Consider the following 20,729-nt stretch of genomic DNA (forward strand, 5'->3'; position numbering starts at 1 on the left):
GGAAGTGGGAAGGGCGCTGCAGGAGGTCTTGCTCGGCATTGTACAGGCGCCAAGCTTGGTCGCCTGCACACTGCCGGGAAAATGTCGAAGTTGACCAAATTTCAAGAGGGTAAACAGCTGATTGCGCTGGATTGCCGTTGGTTCCGGGGCAAAATCGTTATCCTTGCCCAATGGGTGACGGCAGACAGAAGCATTGCGCCACTTGCCTTGAGACCGAGGACGCGTAAGGTTTCGAAGGCGTTAACGAGCTGTTTTCTGCAGGCTGTTCAGAAACTCACACGCAAACCCAACTCCCCACCGTAGTCGGTCAGTTCAGAACTGGCAAACACTTCTGAAAAGGCGGCCCAAAGCATGATCTGGTCGTTGAGTTTGCACGATGCGCCGAGCGTCGCATTGCCCCAATCATGAGCAACAGGCGTCGCCACGCTGCGGTACGACGGCGCTGCCACGGAAGTGAGCGCCGTGGTCACCGTTCGGTCGTCATCATTCAATTCATGATTCCAGGTAGCCTCCGCAAACGGTTTCCATGCGCCCAATTCAATCGAACCTCGCCAGCCGAGTTGGGTCACTTGCGAGTCGCGTGTCTGGCTGTCGAACGACAGCGCTGTGATGCCTGTTGTCCCGTGCTCTGTAAACCCGTCGATGCGTGCTTCTTGAATAATGATTCCAACAACCGGTCCGGTTGTGAACTGACCAACCTTGAAATCACCGCCACCGCGCAATGCCAGGGAGATCGCATGGCCATCGGCATCCGCGCTGTTCTGGTCGGTGAATATGCCGAGTTTCACGGAGCGATTGACGTCATTTTGCAAGAAACCATACGAGGCGACGGCATTTCCCCAAAACTGATTGTATTGGTAGGAGGAGTAGACGCTCAACGTCTGGTCGTCCTGGCCGAAGTCTCCGCCGGTTGAGAAGTCCTGTGATTGTGCGCCAAAGGTCACTGCTCCGCCAAAAATGACACCAGCGTTCGATAAGTAATCGGCGCCGATTGTGCCTTGGAAGGGATTGCCGGAGTCGCTTGGAAAGTATGATTCGGTTTCCGTTTTCGAATACCCATAACTGGAAGCAGCCCAGGCGTTCACTTTTTTTGGCCCGCGGTTCTGTCCGGACAGCTCGACTTGTCGCTGAATTGTTGCGGTCCTCGAGAGACCGCTCTGGACGGCATTCTCAGCGATCAGCGAAACGTTGGCCGGAGCGGTCAGCAAACTGTACATCAGATCGGATTCAATGGTCTGGCCAGCGGTTGTCAGATGATGTGAATCTGACCAAAGATGGGTCTGCTCTGCGTCTGGAGATACAAGTTGGGCTGGCGAACAGACTAAGGCTGAAGGCACGCTGCAGGCTGTATGGGCGGCAAGAACGCTCTCCGGCGTAAAACCAAACTGCAGTGGATGCTGCGAGACGTATTTCAGCAGGCCCTCGATGTCGACGGGAACGAAGTTAACGCCGGCCGCATGCAGAATCTCGCGCACTTCAGAGGCATACTGCGCCGATTCCGCAATATTGAGCTGATTGGCCGGGGAAACGTAGCCATTCTCTTCCACCGTGCGGGCGTATGAATACGGACTCAGCACCATGATATGCTGCGCGCCTGCAGCATGCAGGCTGATAATGCTTGCAGATAAAGCATCGGAGAGCGAGTGAATGTACGTTGTGGGATCGACGTCAATTTGAGCGTCCAGCCACGCAAGGTCATTCCCGCCGATGCTGACCATATACAGCGCATTGGGATTCGCGTGTCCGTTGACCGACGCCAGATAATTGGTGACTTGAGCCGTAACCGGCACGTTGTTGTACAAGCCGTTTGCAAACCCATTCTCTTCAGTTGTTGCATAGGTCTGCGCAGAGCCGTTGGCATAATTTGTCCCGCCGCCAGGCATGGTGACCGGATTCGCCGTCAGGCCAAATCTTGCGGCAATTTGAATGGTGTCGACGATGCCCGGTCCCATAAAAGCCCCGCTGCCGCCAGCGGCAACAGTCTGTGCAATCAAGAGGTCGATTTCGTCGGCCGGTATACCGTGCGGCGCCAAACCAGGGGAGCCGCCGGTCGGACTATACCGGAAATACCCGCTGTCCATCGTGCTGTCGCCGAAGCCGACAAACTGATTGTAGCCAGAGGCGGAGACGGCACTCAAGGCGCTCGCTGACAGGATGGCAGCCAACGCGGCTACTCGAAAGACTTGCTTTGATTGTGAAGGCATACGTTCCTTGTTTGGCTGTTGTTCGAGGTTAAGGAGGTTAAGGGAATCAGCGGCTTAAAAACTGATGCGCAAGCCCATCTCGCCGCCATAGTTTTCGGTTTCATCCGCCCCGAAGTTGCTTGAAAATGCGCCCCAAAGCGTGGCTGTTTCGTTGAGCTTGTAGGTCGAGCCGACTGAAGCGGTTGCCCAGTCGGAAGCAACGGGCGTCATATAGCTCGTATAGGCGGGCGCGGAAACAGAGGTCAGCGAGGTCCACACTGCACGGTCGTCGTCATTAAACTCATGGTTCCATACAACTTCTGCAAACGGTTTCCACGCCCCGAGTTCAACCGATCCTCGCCACCCGAGCTGGGTTATTTGTGAAGAACGCGTCTGGCTGTCGAATGACAGCGCGGTTGCGCCGGTCGTCCCGTGTTCAGTGAACCCGTCAATGCGCACCTCCTGAAAAATCGCGCCAATAACCGGCCCCATCGTCAACTGACCAACCGCAAAGTCGAAACCGCCTCGTAAGGCAAAGGCTGCTGCATGCCCATCGGCATCGCCATGATTCTGGTCTTTGAATCGGCCAAGCTGGACGGTTCGGTTGACGTCGTTCTGCAGGAAACCATACGACGCGATTGCATTGCCCCAAAACTGGTTCTGCTGATACGCCGTGTACATACTCAATGATTGAGTGTCTTGATCGAAATCTCCGCCGGTGGAAAAGTCTTGTGAGGCGACGCCGACAGACAGCGCGCCGCCCAAGATGAGGCCGGCGGAGTTTCGGTAATCTGCGCCGATAGTCCCTTGGAACGGATTGCCAGAAGCGTCAGGCGCGTTGGATTCGGTCTCGGTGCGCAAATAATTGGCTCCGGCGGCAATCCAGCCATTCATTCCGTTGGCGCCACGGCTTTTGTCAACGAGTTCGATTTGTCGCTGTATTGTTGCGGTTCGCGAAAGTCCCGTCTGAACCGCACTTTCAGCGAGAAGCGATATCTCCCCCGGAGCCGTCAGTAAGCTGTACTCGTAATCGGCTTCGATTGTCTGGCCCGCAGTGGTCAGATGCTTGCCGTCAATGATAAGATACGTTTCTTGCTGCTCTTCCGTCAAAACGGCGAAAACTGCCGGGGCCGACGAGGGCGAACTGGTCGCGAGCGCGGTATATGGAGTAAAGCCAAATTGTGTTGGATTTCTTGCGACGTACTTGAACACGCTGTCAAGATCAGCTGGAATATAGCGCACTCCGGCTGCAGTGAGATCATCCCAGCGTTGGGTATTGTAGGCGACGAGTCGGTTGTATTCGGCCGCATTCGAACTGTCGGTGATTTCTCCGCCAAGACTTGCGAGGTTGGCGTACCGAAAGGAGTTCGGAACCAAGAGATACGTGGCGCCGGCATGCTGGAGGCTCCGAACCGAGGCGGCTAAGGCCGCAGACTCTTGGATCAATTCCGCATCGGAAAGATGGGCCAAGTCGTTGTTGCCGGAGCTGATGACGTACAAGGCCGTCGGATTGGCGGCGCCGTCAACCGAGTTGAGGTAGTTTGCAATCTGCTCGGTGAGCGGAACGTTTCCCGGTGATGGAGTCGCTGTAAGCGAACCGCCATTCGCATAATTGGTTCCACCACCGCCGACCGGAAGGGCATTCAAGCCAAACTTTCCTGCCAGGATTGTCGAGGCCATGACGCCGTTTCCGGCAAACCCTCCGTTGGCGCCAGCTGCAATGGCGGCTGCAAGGAGCGCGTCAACGGTTGGATTACCCGCTGAATGATAACGAAAATAGCCGCTATCGAGGGTGCTGTCTCCGAGTCCGATAAATTGATCGAATGCAGAGGCGTGGGCAACCCGCAGTGCTCCAAATGTTGCGGCTGAAGCCAACGCTGTCGCCAGCAGTACTTTTTTCGAGTTGAAACTCATGTCGGTCCTAATGTTGTTTCGAATTTTTAATGTCTGGACGCTTAGTTAGGCGCATTATTCCATTTCTCAATCAAACGAGGCCTGCTGCACACAGCAACATCTCGTCGAGGAGGGTGCGTCATATCAACCCGTAGCCTGGATGAAGTGCAACGGAATCCGGGAACAGATCACATCAAACCCCGGATTCCGCAAGCTGCATCCAGGCTACGGTTCGCCGGCCAGCTCTCGTTCTCTGGTGTCCAAGCGCCGCATGGGAACGTTTCGTGGGGCCAGCCAAAACGCGTCATCGACCAAGGGAGAAATCTCGGTCCTTGCCTGCGATCTGTCCCTTCGCTCGAAGGGACAAACAACCGCGTTTCACTTTTGAAATGGAAATGGAATCACATAAATTGCTGATCTCCATGCCAAAGCAGTATGTCATAGAGCGGCGCCGCATTCAAGGTCTGATAGAAATATTAGATGCAGCGCTCTCTCGTCGATTTTAATGGTCTGTGCCATTTCTTCCGGTGCTTCCAGATCAGGACGTGAGCCTGCATGTCATATCGATGAGCACAGCGACGAGAGATCTCGCGAAGATCCCGAGATCTCTCCCTTGCGGTCGAGATGACACACCTTCGTCGAAGAGGTTTTGCTCTGTTTCTCGTGCTTCGCTTGATTGAGAAACGGAATGATGAGCCTCTTGAAAAAATGGCCAGCTTGCCGCGTTGGGCGCAAGCCTTGTTTTCTGATCCTTCCGGCGTAATCCGCCCTTGTTTGACCTTGGACTGGCCGCAAATGAAAAAACCGCCGTCAGCGCAAGGCTGACGGCGGTCCACGTCTCCAAAAAACTCTTGGAAAAAATTCAGAGGCTGATCTTCGCGCCCAATTTTTCGACAAATTTGGCCAACCATGCGGGATGGGCCGGCCAGGCAGGCGCGGTCACCAGGTTGCCCTCGACATGGGCCGCGTCCATGGCCACGGCCACATACTGGCCGCCAGCCAAGCGAATCTCCGGCGAGCAGGCCGGGTAAGCCGAACATTCGCGCCCCTTGAGCACCCCGGCTGCACTCAGCAGCTGGGCGCCGTGGCAGATGGCGGCAATCGGCTTGTTGGCCGCAGCAAATTCCTTGACGACATCAAGCACCTTTTCATTGAGGCGCAGGTATTCCGGGGCGCGGCCGCCGGGAATCACCAGGCCGACGTAGCCGTCTGTCTTGATTGCGGCAAAGTCGGCATTGAGGGTGAAGTTGTGGCCCCGCTTCTCGCTGTAGGTCTGGTCGCCCTCGAAATCGTGGATCGAGGTGCGGACAAACTCGCCAGCCTTCTTGTCCGGGCACACCGCATCCACCTGATAGCCCAGCATGGTCAGGGCCTGGAACGGCACCATCACCTCGTAATCTTCGACATAATCACCAACCAGCATCAAAATCTTCTTTGCTGTCATCGTATTTCTCCTATGGCTTGTTGTTGCATGGGTTGTGCATTCCGGCATTCAGATCGGCCGCATCGCATGAAGCGCGCCGGCCGCACGGCTGCCGAAAATTTTAACCACCTGTGCTGAGAAGGCAAGCCCTGTGCCTAGGAATAGACCGACCGATCCTGGGCTCGCTTGCAGGTAAGTTCGGCTTTGATGGAGAACAAAGAGGACTTTGAAAATTGGAGGTTGTCTCCGATTTTTTGGCTGTTGGGTCTCGCTCTTCGTAGTGAATACATCGCTGGAAAAAGTTTTTGCTCTCGCCGACGATCAGGGAGTTCGCAAGCAGAGTCAGTTGGATAGCTACAGGGTGGGAAGCGACTTTTGCTTGTCCAAAGAAAAGATAAAACCGTAAAAAGATCCGTCCCCTTTCCCCTTCGTACAAAAGCCGCGCTAAAAATATGCTTTAGAATACCACCGGCGACCCATTGCACATACTGTCCCCGTTTTTCCGCCGTCACCGTTTTCCCCACGCATGCCAAATGGTGTGGGGGCTGGGAGAGTAATTCCCCCGGCTACCCGATTAGCCCCACCCTAGAATCGAAAATGTACTCTCTCTCCCATCGGGCTAAGGTAAACATGATACAATTCTATGAAATCGCATATTTTCTGGCATTTTTCGTAGTATACACCCAAATCTTCAAACCTGTAACGTTTTCCATCTGACTTCCCTCGAACTCTAAAATAGCGGATCTCAATATCACCATCATCTCTATCCACAATCTCTACTGGCTTGTCGTGGACAATTTCATTACGTATTTCAGAAACATTATCGGCAATCTCTACGGGCGCAGCTACGCCATGCTCAGTCCTAGCTAAAATCAGCAGTTTTTTCGCCAACTCAGAATGTGAGTCCCTCATGGAAACCGAACCTTTTGAATACTCAATAGCTCTTATTATTGCCTCTTTGTCAGATTCTGTGGCAGCAATTGCGTGATTAACTTGAGATTCAAGCGTTATAACACACCAAGCCATGATCATTTCTACAATGCAGGATTCCTTCTGAATTGTCTCAAATGCAATGGCATCAAAATAGAAATCATCAGATATGTTATTTTTTATATTTCTAAATTTGTTCTCTCGTGTAATGAGATGTAAATCATTAGCAATGGAATGCATTATTTTAATTCTTTGCCAATTGTCAACGGAAGAACTGTGAATCACGATACCTCCTTTTGGGCTAACAGTGTTGTTCTGACAAAGTGTAGAAGACAAACTGCGGTCACGAAGAAACGGGTGGTCGTGATATCCGTGGGTGCTTGGAACCTCTGGCGGTGAAAGGCAAGGTGTCAGCTAATCCTCATCGCTCCTTCAGTCGCTCGCCATCAACAATAAAGATCGTCTTGCCCTCCACTCGAATCAAGCCTTCCTCGGTCATCTTGCTGAAAATGCGCGACAGGGTTTCGGAGCTTGTGCCCAGCAGGCTGGCCAGTTGGCCTTTGGGAATGTCGAGCACCACCTTGTCCTGGCGTTGCTGCTCTTCCATCAGGTAGTGGAGGTAGGAGGCGAGCCGCCCCGGAACCTCCTTGAGGGTGAGGTTTTCGATTTGGGTGGCGAAGCGGCGCAACCGCATGGCCAGCACCGCCAGCATGTTGAGGGCCAGCGAGGGGTTGGCGGTGATCAGGCCCACGAACTCGGCGCGGGGAAAGAAAAGCACCTCCGACTCGGCCAGGGTCTCGGCGTTGGCCGGAAAAGGGTTGCCGTGGAACACCGGAACCTCGCCAAACGGTTCGCCGGGTCCGAAGATGTGCAGGATCTGCTCTTTGCCGTCAAAGGAGGTCTTGAAAATCTTCACCTTGCCGCTGGCCACCATGTAAAAACCAATGCCCGGTTCGCCCTCGAAAAAGATTGCCGCGCCCTTGGGGTAGCGCTTGCTCACGCAGATCGCTGCGATTTCACTCCGTTGTTCCGCCGGCAGGCCGCTGAACAGGAGGCTGCCGGCCAGCAGCTCGTCTTTTTTTTGCATAATGTTCCAAAAAATTTGGTTTTTGATCTAGGTCAAAGAAAGTCTACAATAATGAAGTACAGTACAGGCATACTACTGAGGAACAGTGTTGATCGCGACACAAAAAACTTAAGAGGAGAAATGCCATGTTTTGTAACCAGTGTGAACAGACCGCCAAGGGAATCGGGTGCAACATTGCCGGCGTCTGCGGCAAGAACGAGGAGGTCGCCGATCTCCAGGATCTGCTGATCCACGCCATGCAGGGATTGTCCCTTTTTGCCCAGGAAGGACGGAAGGTCGGCGTGGTCGACGAGGCCACCGACCTTTTCACCTACGAGGCGATCTTCTCCACCCTGACCAATGTTGATTTTGATCCAGATCGGTTTGTGACCCTGATCAAACGGGCGGTTGAACTGCGCGAGGCGATGAAGGCCAAGGTTGCGGCCGCCGGCGGCAAGACCGATTTCACCGAAGCTCCGGCCGTCCTTGTTCCGGCTGGTTCGCTTGCCGAACTGGCTGACCAGGGCAAGGCGCTCAATCTGATCGAAAGCCTGGATAGCGACGTCAACATCCGTTCGCTCAAGCAAACCCTGCTCTACGGTCTCAAGGGCATTGCCGCCTACGCCGACCACGCCGCCATTCTCGGCAAGACCGATCCGGCCATTGCCGCCTTCTGCTACGAGGCCCTGGCTGTGATGCTGGTTCCGGGGCTGACCGTGGGCCAGTGCGTGCCCGTGGCCATGAAGGCCGGCGAGATCAATCTGCGCGCCATGGAACTGCTCGACGCCGGCAACACCGGAACCTACGGCCATCCGGTTCCGACCTCCGTGCCGCTTGGACATCGCAAGAACAAATGCGTGCTGATCACCGGCCACGATCTGCACGATCTGGAATTGCTCTTGAAGCAAACCGAGGGCAAGGGGATCGACGTCTACACCCACGGCGAGATGCTGCCCTGCCACGGCTACCCGGAGCTGAATAAATATCCCCATTTCTACGGGCACTTCGGCACTGCATGGCAGAATCAGCACAAGGAGTTCCCCAATTTCCCCGGGCCGATCCTGTTTACCACCAACTGCATTCAGAAGCCCAAGGATGAGTATAAAGACCGCATTTTCACCAACGGCCTGGTGGGTTGGCCGGGCGTGAAGCACATTGCCGATAAAGATTATTCTGCAGTGGTCGCCATGGCGCTGGCCATGCCGGGCTTCACCGACGAGGTCGACAACGGCTCGGTGATGGTGGGCTTTGCCCGCAACGCCGTGCTCGGCGTGGCCGACAAGGTGATCGAGGCAGTCAAATCCAAAGCGATTCGCCACTTTTTCCTGGTGGGCGGCTGCGACGGCGCCAAGCCCGGCCGCGACTACTTCACCAAGTTTGTCGAACAGGTGCCCAACGACTGCATGGTGCTGACCCTGGCCTGCGGCAAGTTCCGTTTCTTTGACAAGAATTTGGGCGACATCGGCGGCATTCCGCGTTTGCTCGACGTTGGTCAGTGCAACGACGCCTACTCGGCCATCCAGATCGCGGTAGCTCTGTCCAAGGCCTTTGACTGCGGCGTCAACGACCTGCCGCTGTCGATGGTGCTGTCCTGGTACGAGCAGAAGGCGGTGGCCATCCTCCTGACCCTGTTGTATTTGGGGATCAAGGACATCCGCCTCGGGCCGTCGTTGCCGGCCTTTATCAGCCCGACCGTGCTCCAGTTCCTGGTCGACACCTTTGGCATCAAGCCGGTCGACACCCCCGAGGCCGACCTGAAAGCGATCCTCGGCTGATCCACCCTCCTTTTTTGCAACCTTCCCCGGCCGAGCCTTCCGGCCGGGGGCTTCCCGGACACCATCATGAGCGACAATCTGAACACCTATCTTGTACTGCCCCATTTTAACGCCGGCCTCCTTGACCCCGAAGATCTGGAACAACTGGCCGCGCTGGCCCGAAAATACAATATTCCCAAGACCAAGATCACCGGCGCCCAGCGGGTGGCCTTGCTTGGCATGGAACCCGAGGCCATGGCCGCGCTTCGCACCGAGCTCAATCTTCCGGAAACGCCGCCCCACAGCAGCAACCGGGTTCATTACGTCCAGGCTTGTCCGGGCCGGACCTGGTGCAAATTCGGCCATCAGGACGCTCTGGAGTTGGGCGAGCGGATCAAGAAAATCGAACTGGACGGACCCTTGCCGGCCAAGGTCAAGGTGGGCGTCTCCGGCTGTCGGTTCTGCTGCTGCGAATCATGGATGCGCGATGTCGGCCTTGCCGGGGAAAGCAAAGGATGGCGCTTTTCCTTTGGCGGCAATGCCGCCGGCCGACCGCGGATTGGCGACCTGGTGGCCGAGGGTTTGAGCAGCGACGAGGCGGTCGCATTGGTGACGAAAACCCTCAACTACTATCGCAGCGAGGCCAAGTTCAAAAGCCGCTCTGCCCGGTTCATGGAACGATTCGGCGTCGAGGCCTTGAAAAAGGCGGTTCTCGGTTGATCGACAACATTTCTTAATGTGAAGAAAAGACAATGAAAGTACTGCGAAAGATCATTCGGATAGATGAAGAGTTGTGCAACGGCTGCGGCCAGTGCGTCCCAGACTGCGCCGAAGGCTCGCTGCAGATCATCGACGGCAAGGCCAGATTGGTGGCCGACAAACTCTGCGACGGACTCGGGGCCTGCCTGGGTTCTTGTCCGACCGGCGCATTGCAGGTCATCGAGCGCGAGGCCGACGAATTCGACGAGGAGGCGGTGGAGCATTTCCTGGCCGGCAAGGGAAAGACCGCGCCGCAAATGCCGCCCGCCGGTGGTTGCCCTTCGGCCCGGCTGCAGACGCTGGCGCCGATGTCGCCCTGCCAGATGGCCAACGCGCCCAGCATATCCATTGGTTCCTCTGGCCTGGCGGGTTCGGCCGGTTCGGCCCTATCGCACTGGCCGGTGCAGATCCGTTTGATCCCGGCGACCGCGCCGTTTCTGGAAAATTGCGATCTGTTGATCGCCGCCGACTGCACTGCCGTGGCCTACGCCGGGCTGCAGAAGGATTTCCTCGCTGGCCGGGTGGTGATGATGGGTTGCCCCAAATTCGATGATCAGGCGTTGTATGTCGAGCGGTTCACCGAGATTTTCCGCACCCGCAAATTGAAGTCCCTGACCATCCTGATCATGGAGGTGCCCTGCTGCCACTCCATGCTGCAGATCGTCAAAAAGGCCTGGGACACGGCCAAGCCCGATTTCCCGGTCCGCCAGGTGGTGATTTCCACCCGGGGCGAGATCAAAGGCGAAACCGCCTGGTAACCTTTTCAGGGAAAAATCCCGCCCCGCTTTTTTTCCTCGTCCCGGACCGCTGAACTCCTTGCAGCGGCTTCGGGGCGTTGTTTTTTGTCTCTCATCCTGCCCCCATTCCCGGAGTCGATGATTCGTTTCTTGCCCTTCGTCTCTGGGTGGGCTAGGCTCCATCCATCAGCCCTTTGATCCGTCGCAAATCGCCTCCTTCCCTGGGAAAATCATCCATGCAATCCAATCTGACCCTGATCGGCATGCCGGGCGCCGGCAAAAGCACCGTCGGCATCATCCTGGCGAAAAATATGGGCCTCGGTTTCATTGACACCGACGTGCTCATCCAGATCAACCGGCAAAAATCGCTGCAACAGATTCTCGACGAGTCCGATCATCTCAACCTCCGGGCCATTGAAGCCGAGGAGATCCTCAAACTCAACGTCAGCCGCCACGTCATCGCCACCGGCGGCAGCGCCGCCTACAGCGACGCGGCCATGACCCACCTGCAATCCATCTCCAACATTGTTTTTCTTGAAGTTTCCTTTGTAGAAATCGAGCGGCGCATCCGCAACTTCGCCACCCGCGGCATTGCCAAGGCCAAAAATCAGACCTTCCGCGAACTGTTTGACGAACGTCAGATTCTCTATAAGAAATACGCAGAACTGACCGTCTCCTGCGACGGCTTTGATCAGGAGGAGATCGCCCAACAGATTGCCGAACAGCTTCCAGGGCGCGGTCGCCCGATTTGACCATTTTTTTGCCGGAGAATCTGCCTGCTCCCCTCGCGCGGAAAAAATAGGCAAAATCAACTATTTTGTTGCTTCGCGTTTTGACTTTCTCCTCTCTCTCGGCCTATACTTTTTACACGTCGAAGATGTGCGTTCGGAAAACGGATGTTCGCAGCGGGGGTAGCAACCTCTGCCTTGGCCATGCCTAGCGGATGCGCCTAAATTATCTACCTCGTGGGGGGACAAAATGAATTTCAAATCAATCCGGTTCAAACTTGTCAGCGGAGGTTGCCTGGCCGTTGTGGTGTTGCTGGTTGTCAACGGCTACTTTTCGGTGACGAATTCTTCGCGCGCCTTAACCGAACTGGCCATAAAGGATGGAGAAATTACGGCTCGAAGCATTGCCGTCCAAATCGAAAAAGCCTTGGCCGGGGAAGTGAAAACCGCTTTGGCCTTTACAACCGACAGCAGGGTGCAAAGCGTGGCGGAGGAGGTCAAGGCCAAGGGCATTGAAGGCGCGGCCTCTGCCATTCAAGAGCTTCGTCTGGATATGAAGAAAAAATACAAGGTGTTGGGGAGTAATTACCTGGGCATTTACGTCGCCGACGCTTCAGGTAAGATCTACACCGGGGAGCTGGCTGACGGTTCGGAGTACAAAGGGTCAAGTGTTGCTGAGCGGCCATATTTTCAACAGGCGAAAAGCAGCGGCAAGCCTGTGGTCAGCGATGTGGTTCGCTCGAAAACCACCGGCGATCTGATCAGTGTGGCGTGTGCCCCCATCGTCTCCGAGAAAGGCGATTTCCTCGGAATCTTTGGCATGTCGATGAAGGCTTCGACGCTTACCCATCTGGTGACCGACAGAAAAATCGGGAATACTGGATATGCCTTTATGATCGACAAGACAGGCATGATTATCGCCCATCCCAAAGAAGAACACGTGCTCACCCTTGACCTCAAGACCCTGAAAGGCATGGAGTCCATTGCCAGCGCCATGATGGCGGGCAAGGCGGGCGTTGAACCGTACGTTTTTGACAAGGTCGATAAAATTGGCGGGTACGCTCCGATTGCTTTAACCGGCTGGAGCGTGGCTGCAAACATGGACAAGGACGAGGTTCTGGCCAGCGTCGCTTCATTGGAGAAACTGATCGGGTTCATCACCCTGGTTTCCATCCTGCTTGCTGCGGTGATCATCTTTTTTGCCGCTTCCACCATCACCAATCCGATCAACAAGGCGGTCGCCGGCCTGAAAGACATTGCTCAAGGCGAGGGCGATTTGACCATGCGTCTGGCGGTGACCACCAGGGACGAGGTGGGCGAACTGGCGACATGGTTCAACACCTTTATTGAAAAGCTGCAGAAAATCATTGGTCGGGTCAGCGATAACGCCAAGGCCGTCAACCATTCAATCAGCGAATTGTCCAATATTGCCGAAGCCTTGTCGAGAAACGCCACGGAAACCTCGGGTCGGGCCAACAATGTGGCCACCGCTGCCGAGGAGATGAGCGCCAACCTCAACGGCGTCGCCGCCGCCATGGAAGAGTCGACCACCAACACCACCATGGTGGCCAGCGCCGCCGAGGAGATGACCGCGACCATCAACCAGATTGCCCAAAACGCCGAACAGGCCCATGCAATTTCGGAAAAAGCAGTAATTCAGGCCGCCAACACCTCGGACAAAATGGCGGAACTGGGACAGGCGGCGCAGGCGATCAGCAAGGTGACGGAGGCCATCACCGAAATTTCCGAGCAGACCAATTTGTTGGCCCTCAACGCCACCATTGAGGCCGCCCGAGCCGGCGAGGCGGGCAAGGGCTTTGCGGTGGTGGCCAACGAGATCAAGGAGTTGGCGAAACAGACCGCCGCCGCCACTATGAACATCAAAAACCAGATATCGGGTGTTCAGGGGACGACCAAGGCAACCGTGGACGAGATCAACCAAATTTCCAAAATCATCAATAACGTCAACGAGATCGTGGCCACCATCTCCACCGCAGTCGGCGAGCAGTCGGCCGCCACCGAGGAAATTGCCAACAATATCGCCCAGGCCTCGCAGGGATTGGGCGAGGTCAATGAAAACGTCAGCCAGAGTTCCACTGTGGCCGGCACGATCACCCAGGACATTGCCGGGGTGAATAACGCCTCCGCCGAGATCTCAAACCGTAGTCAACAAATCAAGGCCAGTGCTGATCAACTCAACGGATTGGTGAGTGAGTTGCAATCAATCGTGGGCATTTTCAAGATCTGAAGCGTCTCTCTAGTTGTCTGTTGCGGGAGACGGGGCCCCTGCTGCGGTCTCTGACGCTGTTTCCGGTCGGCATTGATTCCCGGAAACATGCTTTTTCCTACCTTACCGTGTTCTAAAATCCATCTCTCTGACGACTCCGCGCCGCTGAGCAGCAAGGCCGGCAAGGCGTCGTCAGAGAGGGGCGTGTTGTTTGTTTTTCTCAGGAGAACCGTCCGGAACAGCCCGCCCGCTCCCCAGCTCGCTAATGGCCAACCTCTCTCCGCCAGGCTCACGCTGTTTTCAGCGGATTGCCGCCTCTACGCCTCTCAGGCGGAACGTGCCCAGAAAATCAGTCTGTCCCTGATCCGCATGCCGGCGCAGGGAAAAGGTGTCGCCTCAAAAATGGGGCGCCTCAGGTGGCGGATTCTCCTGATGTCCTCAATCTTTGGTCGTTAAAGCGCATGGGTTGCGCCCGCGCAACCACCATTGCCGCGTCGTTGCCGTTTGGTTTGGGTGATGGATGGGTAATTTTACCTAATATTGGCTTTTTTCTTTTTGAAAAACCTCTACAATGGATCGTGGAAAGTCGTACAGGCGGTCGCTGCATCCAACCTTGGGGGAGGATGCCTGCAGCGGCGTGAAAGCTTCCGGGCTGTGATCTGCCGGATTTAGAAAATTCTTATTGTCGGGAAGAGGGGAAGTCATGAACGTTTCATCCATTCGTTTTAAGCTCATTGTCGGCGGCATTCTTATTGTTTTCGCCCCCCTGGCGGTGAGCGGCTATGTTGCTAAGTCCAACTCGGCCAAGGCCGTTACCCACTACAGCAAGGCAAATGCCCAGTCGATCGCCGAGGGGCTGGCCATGCAGGTTGCCGCCACCTTGGAAGGGGAGTTGAAGTTTGCCGCCTCGTTTGCCGGCCGCACCCAGGTAAAGCTTGCCGCCGAGGCGGTGAGCTCCAAAGGAATCGAAGGCGCAGGCGAGGCGGTTGCGCTGATCCGCAAGGACATGCAAAAGCGCTTTGAACAGCTGAGAGCAACCTATGACGTCATAGTTCTCACCGACGCCAATGGCACGGTCTATTCCTCGGCCGCAGTCAACGAAGATGAGGTGAAAAATTTGGCCCTGGGCCAACATCCGCTCTTTCAGGAAGCCAAAACCACGAAAAAGGCCGTTAGCGGCGAGGTGACCCGCTCAAAAGGCAACAATGACGTCGAGATGCTGCTTTGCGCCCCGGTCTATTCCGACAGCGGCGCCTTTCTCGGTGTTTTTGGCGCCATGATGAAGATGTCGGTGCTTGCCGATCTGGTGACCGCCAAGAAAATCGGGACCACCGGCTACTGCTTCATGAGCAACGCCTCGGGGATTATCATTGCCCATCCGGACGCCAAAAATGTGCTTCAACTCGATCTCAAGACCCTGAAGGGCATGGAGGAAATCAACAAGGCCATGATGGCCGGCACGATCGGGGCCGAATCGTATGTGTATAAGGAAATCGACAAGGTGGCGGGGTATGCGCCGGTGAAGATCAAGGGCTGGAGCATTGCCGCCACCCAGAACGCCGAGGAGTTCCTGGCCAGCGTGGTTTCGTTGCAAAACAGCATCGCCCTCATCACCCTGGTTTCCATTGCCTTGGCCGGCGTCCTCATTTTTCTTGCCGCCACCGCCATTATCCGACCGATCAACAAGGCCATCGACGGGCTCAAGGACATTGCCCAGGGCGAAGGCGACCTGACCATGCGTCTGGCCGTAACCACCAAGGACGAGGTGGGCGAACTGGCCAAGTGGTTCAATGTGTTCATTGAAAAGCTGCAGGGCATTATCGGCCGAATCAGCGACAACGCCCGGGCCGTCAACAGTTCGATCAGCGAGTTGTCCACCGTCGCCGCGGATTTGTCCAAGAACGCCGAGGACACCTCAGGCCGGGCCAACAACGTGGCTACTGCGGCCGAGGAGATGAGCGCCAACCTCAACAGCGTGGCTGCGGCCATGGAGGAATCAACCACCAACACCAACATGGTGGCCAGCGCCGCCGAAGAAATGACCACCACCATCAGCCAGATTGCCCAGAACGCCGAGCGGGCGCACGCCATTTCGGAACAGGCGGTGCAGCAGGCCACCCACACCTCGGACAAGGTTGCGGAACTGGGGCTTGCGGCCCAGGCGATCAGCAAGGTCACCGAGGCCATCACTGAAATCTCCGAGCAAACCAACCTGCTGGCGCTCAACGCCACCATCGAGGCGGCCCGCGCCGGCGAGGCGGGCAAAGGGTTTGCGGTGGTCGCCAACGAAATCAAGGAACTGGCCAAGCAGACCGCCGCTGCCACCATGGACATTAAAAAGCAGATCGAGGGCGTCCAGGCGACCACCAAATCGACGGTTAGTGAGATTGATCAGATCAGCAAAATCATCAACAGCGTCAACGAGATTGTGGCCACCATCTCCACTGCGGTGGGCGAGCAGTCCGCCGCCACCGGGGAGATCGCAAACAACATCGCCCAGGCCTCGCAGGGCTTGGGCGAGGTCAACGAAAACGTCAACCAGAGCTCGGCCGTGGCCGGGACCATCACCCAGGATATTGCCGGGGTCAATGTGGCCTCCAACGAGATTTCCGGCAGCAGCCGGCAGGTCAAGTCGAGCGCCGACACCCTCCAGGCGTTGGCCAACGAATTGCAGGGAATCGTCAACACCTTTAAAATTTAGCCGGTTCAGGGCAGGGCAGGGCGTAAAAAAACCGGACAGCGGCTGCGGGAAGTGTATTTCCGCGCTGCTGCCCGGTTTGTTGTTTCCGGGATCAAGGACGCTGGAGCGTCCGGCCCACGTTCCCACGCCGGAGCGTGGGAACGATCCTCCGAGGCAAGCTTTCCTGAAAAAAACCGCAGCCGCCATTCGTTCCGCCGGCCCGGGTGGAAAGATCCCTATCGCTTCCGCAAACGCCCGCCAGCGTGATCGTTCCCATGCTCCTGCGTGGGAACGCCGCCTGGAAGCTCCCGCGTCCCATTTCTTGCGATGCCCGCCTCCACCGCCCAAACCAACCCGAAACAACTGCCAATCAGCAAAAAAGCCGGACAGCGGCTGCGGGAAGTATCCCCGCGCTGCTGCCCGGCTTTGTGTTGTCCGGGTTGGGTTGCCGAACTGATCGGCGCCACGCGTTTACCAGTGGGCCTCTTTATTGGCCGCGGTCGAATAGACCACCGTGCCCGCTTTAAAGGCGGCCACCGCGTCGCGCACCGTGCCGGTCACGTCGTCGACCACCTTGACCCCGCCTGCTTCCAGGGTGGCAAAGGCCTTGGGGCCGCAGTAGCCGGTCATCAGCACTTCGGCGCCCTTGTCGCAGACCGTGGTCGCGGCCTGAATGCCAGCGCCCTTGAAGGCGTTGACGTTGTCGCTGTTGTCCACCACCTCAAAGGCCAGGGTGTCGACGTCGACAATCACGATGTACGGCGCCCTGCCGAAGCGGGGGTCGACTTCACTGCTCAGCAGGATGCCTTTGGACGTTACTGCTATTTTCATCTTCAACCCCCTGTTTATATGCTTTTAGTGGCCGCCGCCGCAGACCTGGTCGTTGCTGATGTGCTGCAGCTTGCCGGCGACAAAATCCTCGACCACCGGCCGGATCTCCGGGCGGACGCCGTCGTGATAGACCTCGATGCCGACCTGCTTGAAGCCCATCAGGGGCCGCATGCCGATGCCGCCGACCACCAGGGCGTTGACCCCGGCTTCGGCCAGCAGATTAACCGGCACCATGCAGCCGCCCTGGACATGCTCTTTGTTGGCCAAAATCGACACCTGCTTGATCTGCCCGTCTTCCACGTCAATACAGGTGAAGACGTCGCAGTGGCCAAAATGCCCTGCACGCATGCCGTCTAAACCGCCTTGTCCCTCGGAAGGGATCGCTAATCGCACCATTGTCATGTTTTTTCTCCGTTATTATTGAATCGTTGCTTTAAAGTCCACAATCCCCAAGGGGTTCATGGAAGGTGAGTTGATGATTTTGGCCCAGATTTCCCGGACCCGTTGATGGGTTGCCGTCTCTTCGCCGTATTCAAACAGGGTCTTTCCCGCCACCATCGAATGGGTGAAGACCGGATCAAACGGCGCCCGGCCCAACAGCGCGATGTTGCGTTTTTGCGCCATCTGTTCGATGGCCTCGGTCATCTCGAGGTTGAGATCGAACTTGTTGACGCAGACCATGCCCGGAACCCGGAAATGAGCGGCAAGATCAATCACCCGCTCCATGTCGTGGATGCCCGAAACCGTGGGTTCAACCACAATCACCAGGGCGGTGGCCCCGCCGATGGCCGCGATCACCGGGCAGCCGATGCCGGGAGGGCCGTCGGTGAGGATCAGGTCAGCGCCGCGTTGTTCCGCCAGTTGTCGGGCCTCTTTGCGCACCAGGCTGACCAACTTGCCCGAGTTCTCCTCGGCAATCCCCAAGCGGGCATGGACCATGGGCCCGAAGCGGGTATTGGAGATGTACCATTCGCCGCAGCGCTGCACCGGAAAGTCAATGGCTGAAACCGGGCAGAAATCGACGCAAACGCCACAGCCTTCGCACCGGATGGGATCGACCTCAAACTGTTCGGTGATGGCGCCGAAACGGCAAATGGTCCGACAGGTTCCGCATCCGGTGCAAAGCTCTGGATTGATCTGGGCCTTGCTGCCGCCCATGAAATCGGTGCGTTGTTGCACCTCCGGCTGCATCAGCAGGTGGAGGTCGGCGGCGTCGACGTCGGCGTCGCAGAGCACGCTGTTGTTGGTTTCAGCCGCCAGCGCGGCGAACGCGGCGGTCAGGCTGGTTTTGCCGGTGCCGCCCTTGCCGCTGATAATCACTATTTCGCGCATACGGCAGCTCGGCTCCCTTGAACGATGGTTTCGATGGTGTGGTAGAGGTCGATGAATCGCTGCCGCCACTCGGGCATCTCCTCGACAATCATCTTGCCTCGGGAATAGGCCTCGGCAATCTTACGGTCAAACGGGATGGTCAGCAGCAGCGGCAATCCTCCGTTTTCGGCGTAGGCAAAGACCTGGTCGTCGCCGATGTCGGCCCGGTTGACCACCAGCCCGGCGGGAATGCCGAGCAGTTTGACCGCCTCGACCGCCAGTTTGAGGTCGTGCAGGCCAAAGGGTGTGGGCTCGGTGACCAGGAGGACAAAGTCCGTGCCGTTCATGGCGGCAATCACCGGGCAGGAGGTGCCTGGTGGGGCGTCGATGATGGTGATCCGCTCGGGATCAGCCGCCGCCCGCACCCGTTTGATCAGAGGCGGAGACATGGCCTCGCCCACCCGCAACTGGCCGTTGATAAAGCCGATGGCGTCGCGCTTGCCGAAATTGAGCGTCCCCAGTTCGCGGCCGGTCTCGGTGATTGCGCCTTCAGGGCAAACCAGCATGCAGCCGCCGCAGCTGTGGCAGAGTTCGGCAAAAACCAGCACCCGCTTGCCCACCACCGCCAGGGCGTTGAAGCGGCAGATGTCCGAGCATTTTTTGCAAAAGGTGCATTTGCTCTCGTCGACCAGGGGGATGGGCGTTTCCACCCCTTGGGTCCGCTCGATCACTGGTTTTAAAAAGAGATGGGCGTTGGGCTCTTCGACGTCGCAATCAAGCAGTTCCACGCGGCCGCCCAGCGCCAGCGCCATGTTGGTGGCGATAGTGGTCTTGCCGGTGCCGCCCTTGCCGCTGGCCACGCTGATGATCATGACGCGGCCTTGGGGGCGACGGGTTGCATCAGGATGGCGATCTTGGCCAGCACCGCCAGCAGGGCCTCGCCGTCTTTTTCGTCCGGATGGGCGGGCAACTGCATCAAAACCCCTAATCCTTCGGTGGCCTCGTGGAACGCCTCATCCTCAAGCGAACCGACAATGGCGGTGTTGGCCAGCGGGTTGACCTTGACCAGCTGTTTGACGAACTCAATCCCGCTCATGTCGTCGAGTTGTTCGTCGACAATCACCAGATCCAACCGTTTGCCCCTGAGTTGCTCCAGGCCGCTCGCCCCGGTTGCGGCCGGAACCAGCTCCACGTCCTGCTCGCGCCGCAAGCGGTCGACCAGGCGGGAAAATCGCGAAAAATCCTTGGCTACGAATAAAATGGTCAAGTCTGTCCTCTCTGTAAAAAAGCCGGTTGCCGTTGCCGGCAACCGGTGTTGTTGGTTGTGTTGTGTGTGTGGCGTTGCAGGGCAGAATGTTTAGCGGTTGCCGCCTCCTTGGCCGCGACCACCGCCGCTCCCTTGCCCTTGTCCGCGACCGTCGTTCTGGCAGCGGTTGCCTTGCCCCTGGCCTAACCCTCGGCCCATTCCCTGTCCTTTGCCTAAACCTTGCGTTTGAGCGTTGTCAGCTGGTTGTTGGGTTGGGTCTGGGGTGGTTCCTTGCTTAACGCCAGTTTTTTTGCAATTTCCCTGGCCTCGGCCAAGCGGTCCGGTTCCCTGTGGGCCTTTTCCATCCATTCCAGGCATATTCATACCTCCATGTTGTGTCGTCGCTTATTGCCGGCGGTGTTCAGTCCTGCTTCGTCGTCGCCCCGGACGTTTCCGGAACGGCGCTGCCGCCCTCGTTTGTCGCATTCTGTTCAATGATAGCCGCTCGACCGGCGCGAACTCTGCCGGGAGCGCCAGGGGAGAGGTCAAGCTCCCGGCCTCGGCGAATTTTGCCCCGGCAGCAGATGTTCTTGCCGCAGCCCGGCATGCTGAAATCCGCGCTAAAGGGTTGGCCTTGGAGAAATTTGTCCAGGACCTGTCGGACATCGCCGGCAATGAAAGGAATCAATTCCACCCCGGCGGCCTCAATCATCGCTGCCGGTCCTTCCGAAACCGCGCCGCAGATAATCAGGGTCACCCGTTGCGCCCGCAACATCTGCAGCAGCTCCAGGGGGCGCTCGGGATCAAAGGCAAGGTGCGAACTGCCGACCAGGACGTTGCCGTCAATCTCCGCTATCAACAGGGTGCGCGCTGAGTCGAACACCGGCGACACCCGCTGTCCCCAGACGGTCACTGCAATTTTTCGTCCCGCGCCTTTGTATTTCATGCCTTACCTGTAGCA

The 20,729-nt window shown here is 57.1% G+C and carries 19 protein-coding genes; 6 read left to right on the forward strand and 13 right to left on the reverse strand.

Going from position 1 to position 20,729, the window contains the following annotated elements:
• Window positions 1–266: 266 nt before the first annotated feature.
• The 5 genes from RCH93_RS12525 to RCH93_RS12545 form a co-directional block, all read right to left on the reverse strand.
• A complete protein-coding gene (locus RCH93_RS12525; protein ID WP_306548751.1) occupies window positions 267–2,204 on the reverse strand; it encodes an autotransporter outer membrane beta-barrel domain-containing protein in 1,938 nt (645 codons plus the stop codon).
• 54 nt (window positions 2,205–2,258) lie between these two features.
• Window positions 2,259–4,097 carry an autotransporter outer membrane beta-barrel domain-containing protein gene (locus tag RCH93_RS12530; protein ID WP_306548752.1) on the reverse strand — a complete coding sequence of 613 codons (1,839 nt, stop codon included), beginning with the start codon at window positions 4,095–4,097 and terminating at the stop codon, window positions 2,259–2,261.
• Between the two features lie 841 nt (window positions 4,098–4,938).
• Complete coding sequence (locus RCH93_RS12535) at window positions 4,939–5,520, reverse strand: DJ-1/PfpI family protein (protein ID WP_306548753.1); 582 nt, start codon at window positions 5,518–5,520, stop codon at window positions 4,939–4,941.
• A gap of 564 nt (window positions 5,521–6,084) precedes the next feature.
• Entirely contained in the window at window positions 6,085–6,714 is a 630-nt protein-coding gene (locus tag RCH93_RS12540; protein WP_306548754.1) for a hypothetical protein, read from the reverse strand.
• Window positions 6,715–6,850: 136 nt separating this feature from the next.
• A complete protein-coding gene (locus tag RCH93_RS12545) occupies window positions 6,851–7,516 on the reverse strand; it encodes a Crp/Fnr family transcriptional regulator (protein WP_306548755.1) in 666 nt (221 codons plus the stop codon).
• A gap of 125 nt (window positions 7,517–7,641) precedes the next feature.
• On the opposite strand from RCH93_RS12545, the gene hcp reads away from it, so the two are divergent.
• The 5 genes from hcp (at window position 7,642) to RCH93_RS12570 (ending at window position 13,721) form a co-directional block, all read left to right on the forward strand.
• Window positions 7,642–9,270 carry a hydroxylamine reductase gene (hcp, locus tag RCH93_RS12550; protein ID WP_306548756.1) on the forward strand — a complete coding sequence of 543 codons (1,629 nt, stop codon included), beginning with the start codon at window positions 7,642–7,644 and terminating at the stop codon, window positions 9,268–9,270.
• A 66-nt stretch (window positions 9,271–9,336) separates the two neighbouring features.
• Window positions 9,337–9,969 carry a nitrite reductase gene (locus RCH93_RS12555; protein ID WP_306548757.1) on the forward strand — a complete coding sequence of 211 codons (633 nt, stop codon included), beginning with the start codon at window positions 9,337–9,339 and terminating at the stop codon, window positions 9,967–9,969.
• A gap of 32 nt (window positions 9,970–10,001) precedes the next feature.
• Window positions 10,002–10,766 carry an ATP-binding protein gene (locus tag RCH93_RS12560; RefSeq protein ID WP_306548758.1) on the forward strand — a complete coding sequence of 255 codons (765 nt, stop codon included), beginning with the start codon at window positions 10,002–10,004 and terminating at the stop codon, window positions 10,764–10,766.
• Window positions 10,767–10,981: 215 nt separating this feature from the next.
• Window positions 10,982–11,497, forward strand: a complete 516-nt coding sequence (locus RCH93_RS12565) for a shikimate kinase (RefSeq protein ID WP_306548759.1) — start codon at window positions 10,982–10,984, stop codon at window positions 11,495–11,497.
• 226 nt (window positions 11,498–11,723) lie between these two features.
• Window positions 11,724–13,721: a methyl-accepting chemotaxis protein gene (locus RCH93_RS12570; protein ID WP_306548760.1), complete on the forward strand. Its 1,998-nt coding sequence runs from the start codon at window positions 11,724–11,726 to the stop codon at window positions 13,719–13,721.
• A 513-nt stretch (window positions 13,722–14,234) separates the two neighbouring features.
• Here the strand turns inward: RCH93_RS12570 and RCH93_RS12575 are convergent.
• Window positions 14,235–14,420 carry a hypothetical protein gene (locus tag RCH93_RS12575; protein ID WP_306548761.1) on the reverse strand — a complete coding sequence of 62 codons (186 nt, stop codon included), beginning with the start codon at window positions 14,418–14,420 and terminating at the stop codon, window positions 14,235–14,237.
• On the opposite strand from RCH93_RS12575, the gene RCH93_RS12580 reads away from it, so the two are divergent.
• Window positions 14,404–16,401, forward strand: coding sequence for a methyl-accepting chemotaxis protein (locus RCH93_RS12580; RefSeq protein ID WP_306548762.1), 1,998 nt, complete (start codon window positions 14,404–14,406; stop codon window positions 16,399–16,401). The genes RCH93_RS12575 and RCH93_RS12580 overlap by 17 nt on opposite strands.
• A 450-nt stretch (window positions 16,402–16,851) precedes the next feature.
• On the opposite strand, the gene RCH93_RS12585 is transcribed toward RCH93_RS12580, so the two are convergent.
• The 7 genes from RCH93_RS12585 to RCH93_RS12615 all read right to left on the reverse strand — a co-directional run bounded on the left by RCH93_RS12585 (window position 16,852) and on the right by RCH93_RS12615 (window position 20,714).
• Entirely contained in the window at window positions 16,852–17,211 is a 360-nt protein-coding gene (locus tag RCH93_RS12585; RefSeq protein ID WP_306548763.1) for a NifB/NifX family molybdenum-iron cluster-binding protein, read from the reverse strand.
• A gap of 24 nt (window positions 17,212–17,235) precedes the next feature.
• Complete coding sequence (locus tag RCH93_RS12590; RefSeq protein WP_373693295.1) at window positions 17,236–17,607, reverse strand: NifB/NifX family molybdenum-iron cluster-binding protein; 372 nt, start codon at window positions 17,605–17,607, stop codon at window positions 17,236–17,238.
• 21 nt (window positions 17,608–17,628) lie between these two features.
• Window positions 17,629–18,543, reverse strand: a complete 915-nt coding sequence (locus RCH93_RS12595) for a 4Fe-4S binding protein (protein WP_306548765.1) — start codon at window positions 18,541–18,543, stop codon at window positions 17,629–17,631.
• Window positions 18,531–19,394: an ATP-binding protein gene (locus RCH93_RS12600; RefSeq protein ID WP_306548766.1), complete on the reverse strand. Its 864-nt coding sequence runs from the start codon at window positions 19,392–19,394 to the stop codon at window positions 18,531–18,533. The genes RCH93_RS12595 and RCH93_RS12600 overlap by 13 nt, the downstream gene beginning before the upstream one ends.
• A complete protein-coding gene (locus RCH93_RS12605; protein ID WP_306548767.1) occupies window positions 19,391–19,789 on the reverse strand; it encodes a response regulator in 399 nt (132 codons plus the stop codon). Before RCH93_RS12605 ends, RCH93_RS12600 begins: the two co-directional genes overlap by 4 nt.
• A gap of 212 nt (window positions 19,790–20,001) precedes the next feature.
• A complete protein-coding gene (locus RCH93_RS12610) occupies window positions 20,002–20,133 on the reverse strand; it encodes a hypothetical protein (protein ID WP_306548768.1) in 132 nt (43 codons plus the stop codon).
• A 56-nt stretch (window positions 20,134–20,189) separates the two neighbouring features.
• Entirely contained in the window at window positions 20,190–20,714 is a 525-nt protein-coding gene (locus tag RCH93_RS12615) for a NifB/NifX family molybdenum-iron cluster-binding protein (RefSeq protein ID WP_306548769.1), read from the reverse strand.
• Window positions 20,715–20,729: the final 15 nt, after the last annotated feature.

The sequence above is a fragment of the Desulfobulbus sp. genome (genome assembly GCF_030824455.1).
In the GTDB taxonomy this organism is placed as follows: Bacteria; Desulfobacterota; Desulfobulbia; order Desulfobulbales; family Desulfobulbaceae; genus Desulfobulbus.

Coding starts and splice junctions, on each gene's coding strand:
- RCH93_RS12575 (WP_306548761.1), bottom strand. CDS start 14,420: ATGGATGAAACGTTCATGACTTCCCCTCTTCCCGACAATAAGAATTTT.
- RCH93_RS12530 (WP_306548752.1), bottom strand. CDS start 4,097: ATGAGTTTCAACTCGAAAAAAGTACTGCTGGCGACAGCGTTGGCTTCA.
- RCH93_RS12590 (WP_373693295.1), bottom strand. CDS start 17,607: ATGGTGCGATTAGCGATCCCTTCCGAGGGACAAGGCGGTTTAGACGGC.
- RCH93_RS12585 (WP_306548763.1), bottom strand. CDS start 17,211: ATGAAAATAGCAGTAACGTCCAAAGGCATCCTGCTGAGCAGTGAAGTC.
- RCH93_RS12560 (WP_306548758.1), top strand. CDS start 10,002: ATGAAAGTACTGCGAAAGATCATTCGGATAGATGAAGAGTTGTGCAAC.
- RCH93_RS12555 (WP_306548757.1), top strand. CDS start 9,337: ATGAGCGACAATCTGAACACCTATCTTGTACTGCCCCATTTTAACGCC.
- RCH93_RS12595 (WP_306548765.1), bottom strand. CDS start 18,543: ATGCGCGAAATAGTGATTATCAGCGGCAAGGGCGGCACCGGCAAAACC.
- RCH93_RS12580 (WP_306548762.1), top strand. CDS start 14,404: ATGAACGTTTCATCCATTCGTTTTAAGCTCATTGTCGGCGGCATTCTT.
- hcp (WP_306548756.1), top strand. CDS start 7,642: ATGTTTTGTAACCAGTGTGAACAGACCGCCAAGGGAATCGGGTGCAAC.
- RCH93_RS12615 (WP_306548769.1), bottom strand. CDS start 20,714: ATGAAATACAAAGGCGCGGGACGAAAAATTGCAGTGACCGTCTGGGGA.
- RCH93_RS12565 (WP_306548759.1), top strand. CDS start 10,982: ATGCAATCCAATCTGACCCTGATCGGCATGCCGGGCGCCGGCAAAAGC.
- RCH93_RS12545 (WP_306548755.1), bottom strand. CDS start 7,516: ATGCAAAAAAAAGACGAGCTGCTGGCCGGCAGCCTCCTGTTCAGCGGC.
- RCH93_RS12610 (WP_306548768.1), bottom strand. CDS start 20,133: ATGGAAAAGGCCCACAGGGAACCGGACCGCTTGGCCGAGGCCAGGGAA.
- RCH93_RS12525 (WP_306548751.1), bottom strand. CDS start 2,204: ATGCCTTCACAATCAAAGCAAGTCTTTCGAGTAGCCGCGTTGGCTGCC.
- RCH93_RS12600 (WP_306548766.1), bottom strand. CDS start 19,394: ATGATCATCAGCGTGGCCAGCGGCAAGGGCGGCACCGGCAAGACCACT.
- RCH93_RS12570 (WP_306548760.1), top strand. CDS start 11,724: ATGAATTTCAAATCAATCCGGTTCAAACTTGTCAGCGGAGGTTGCCTG.
- RCH93_RS12535 (WP_306548753.1), bottom strand. CDS start 5,520: ATGACAGCAAAGAAGATTTTGATGCTGGTTGGTGATTATGTCGAAGAT.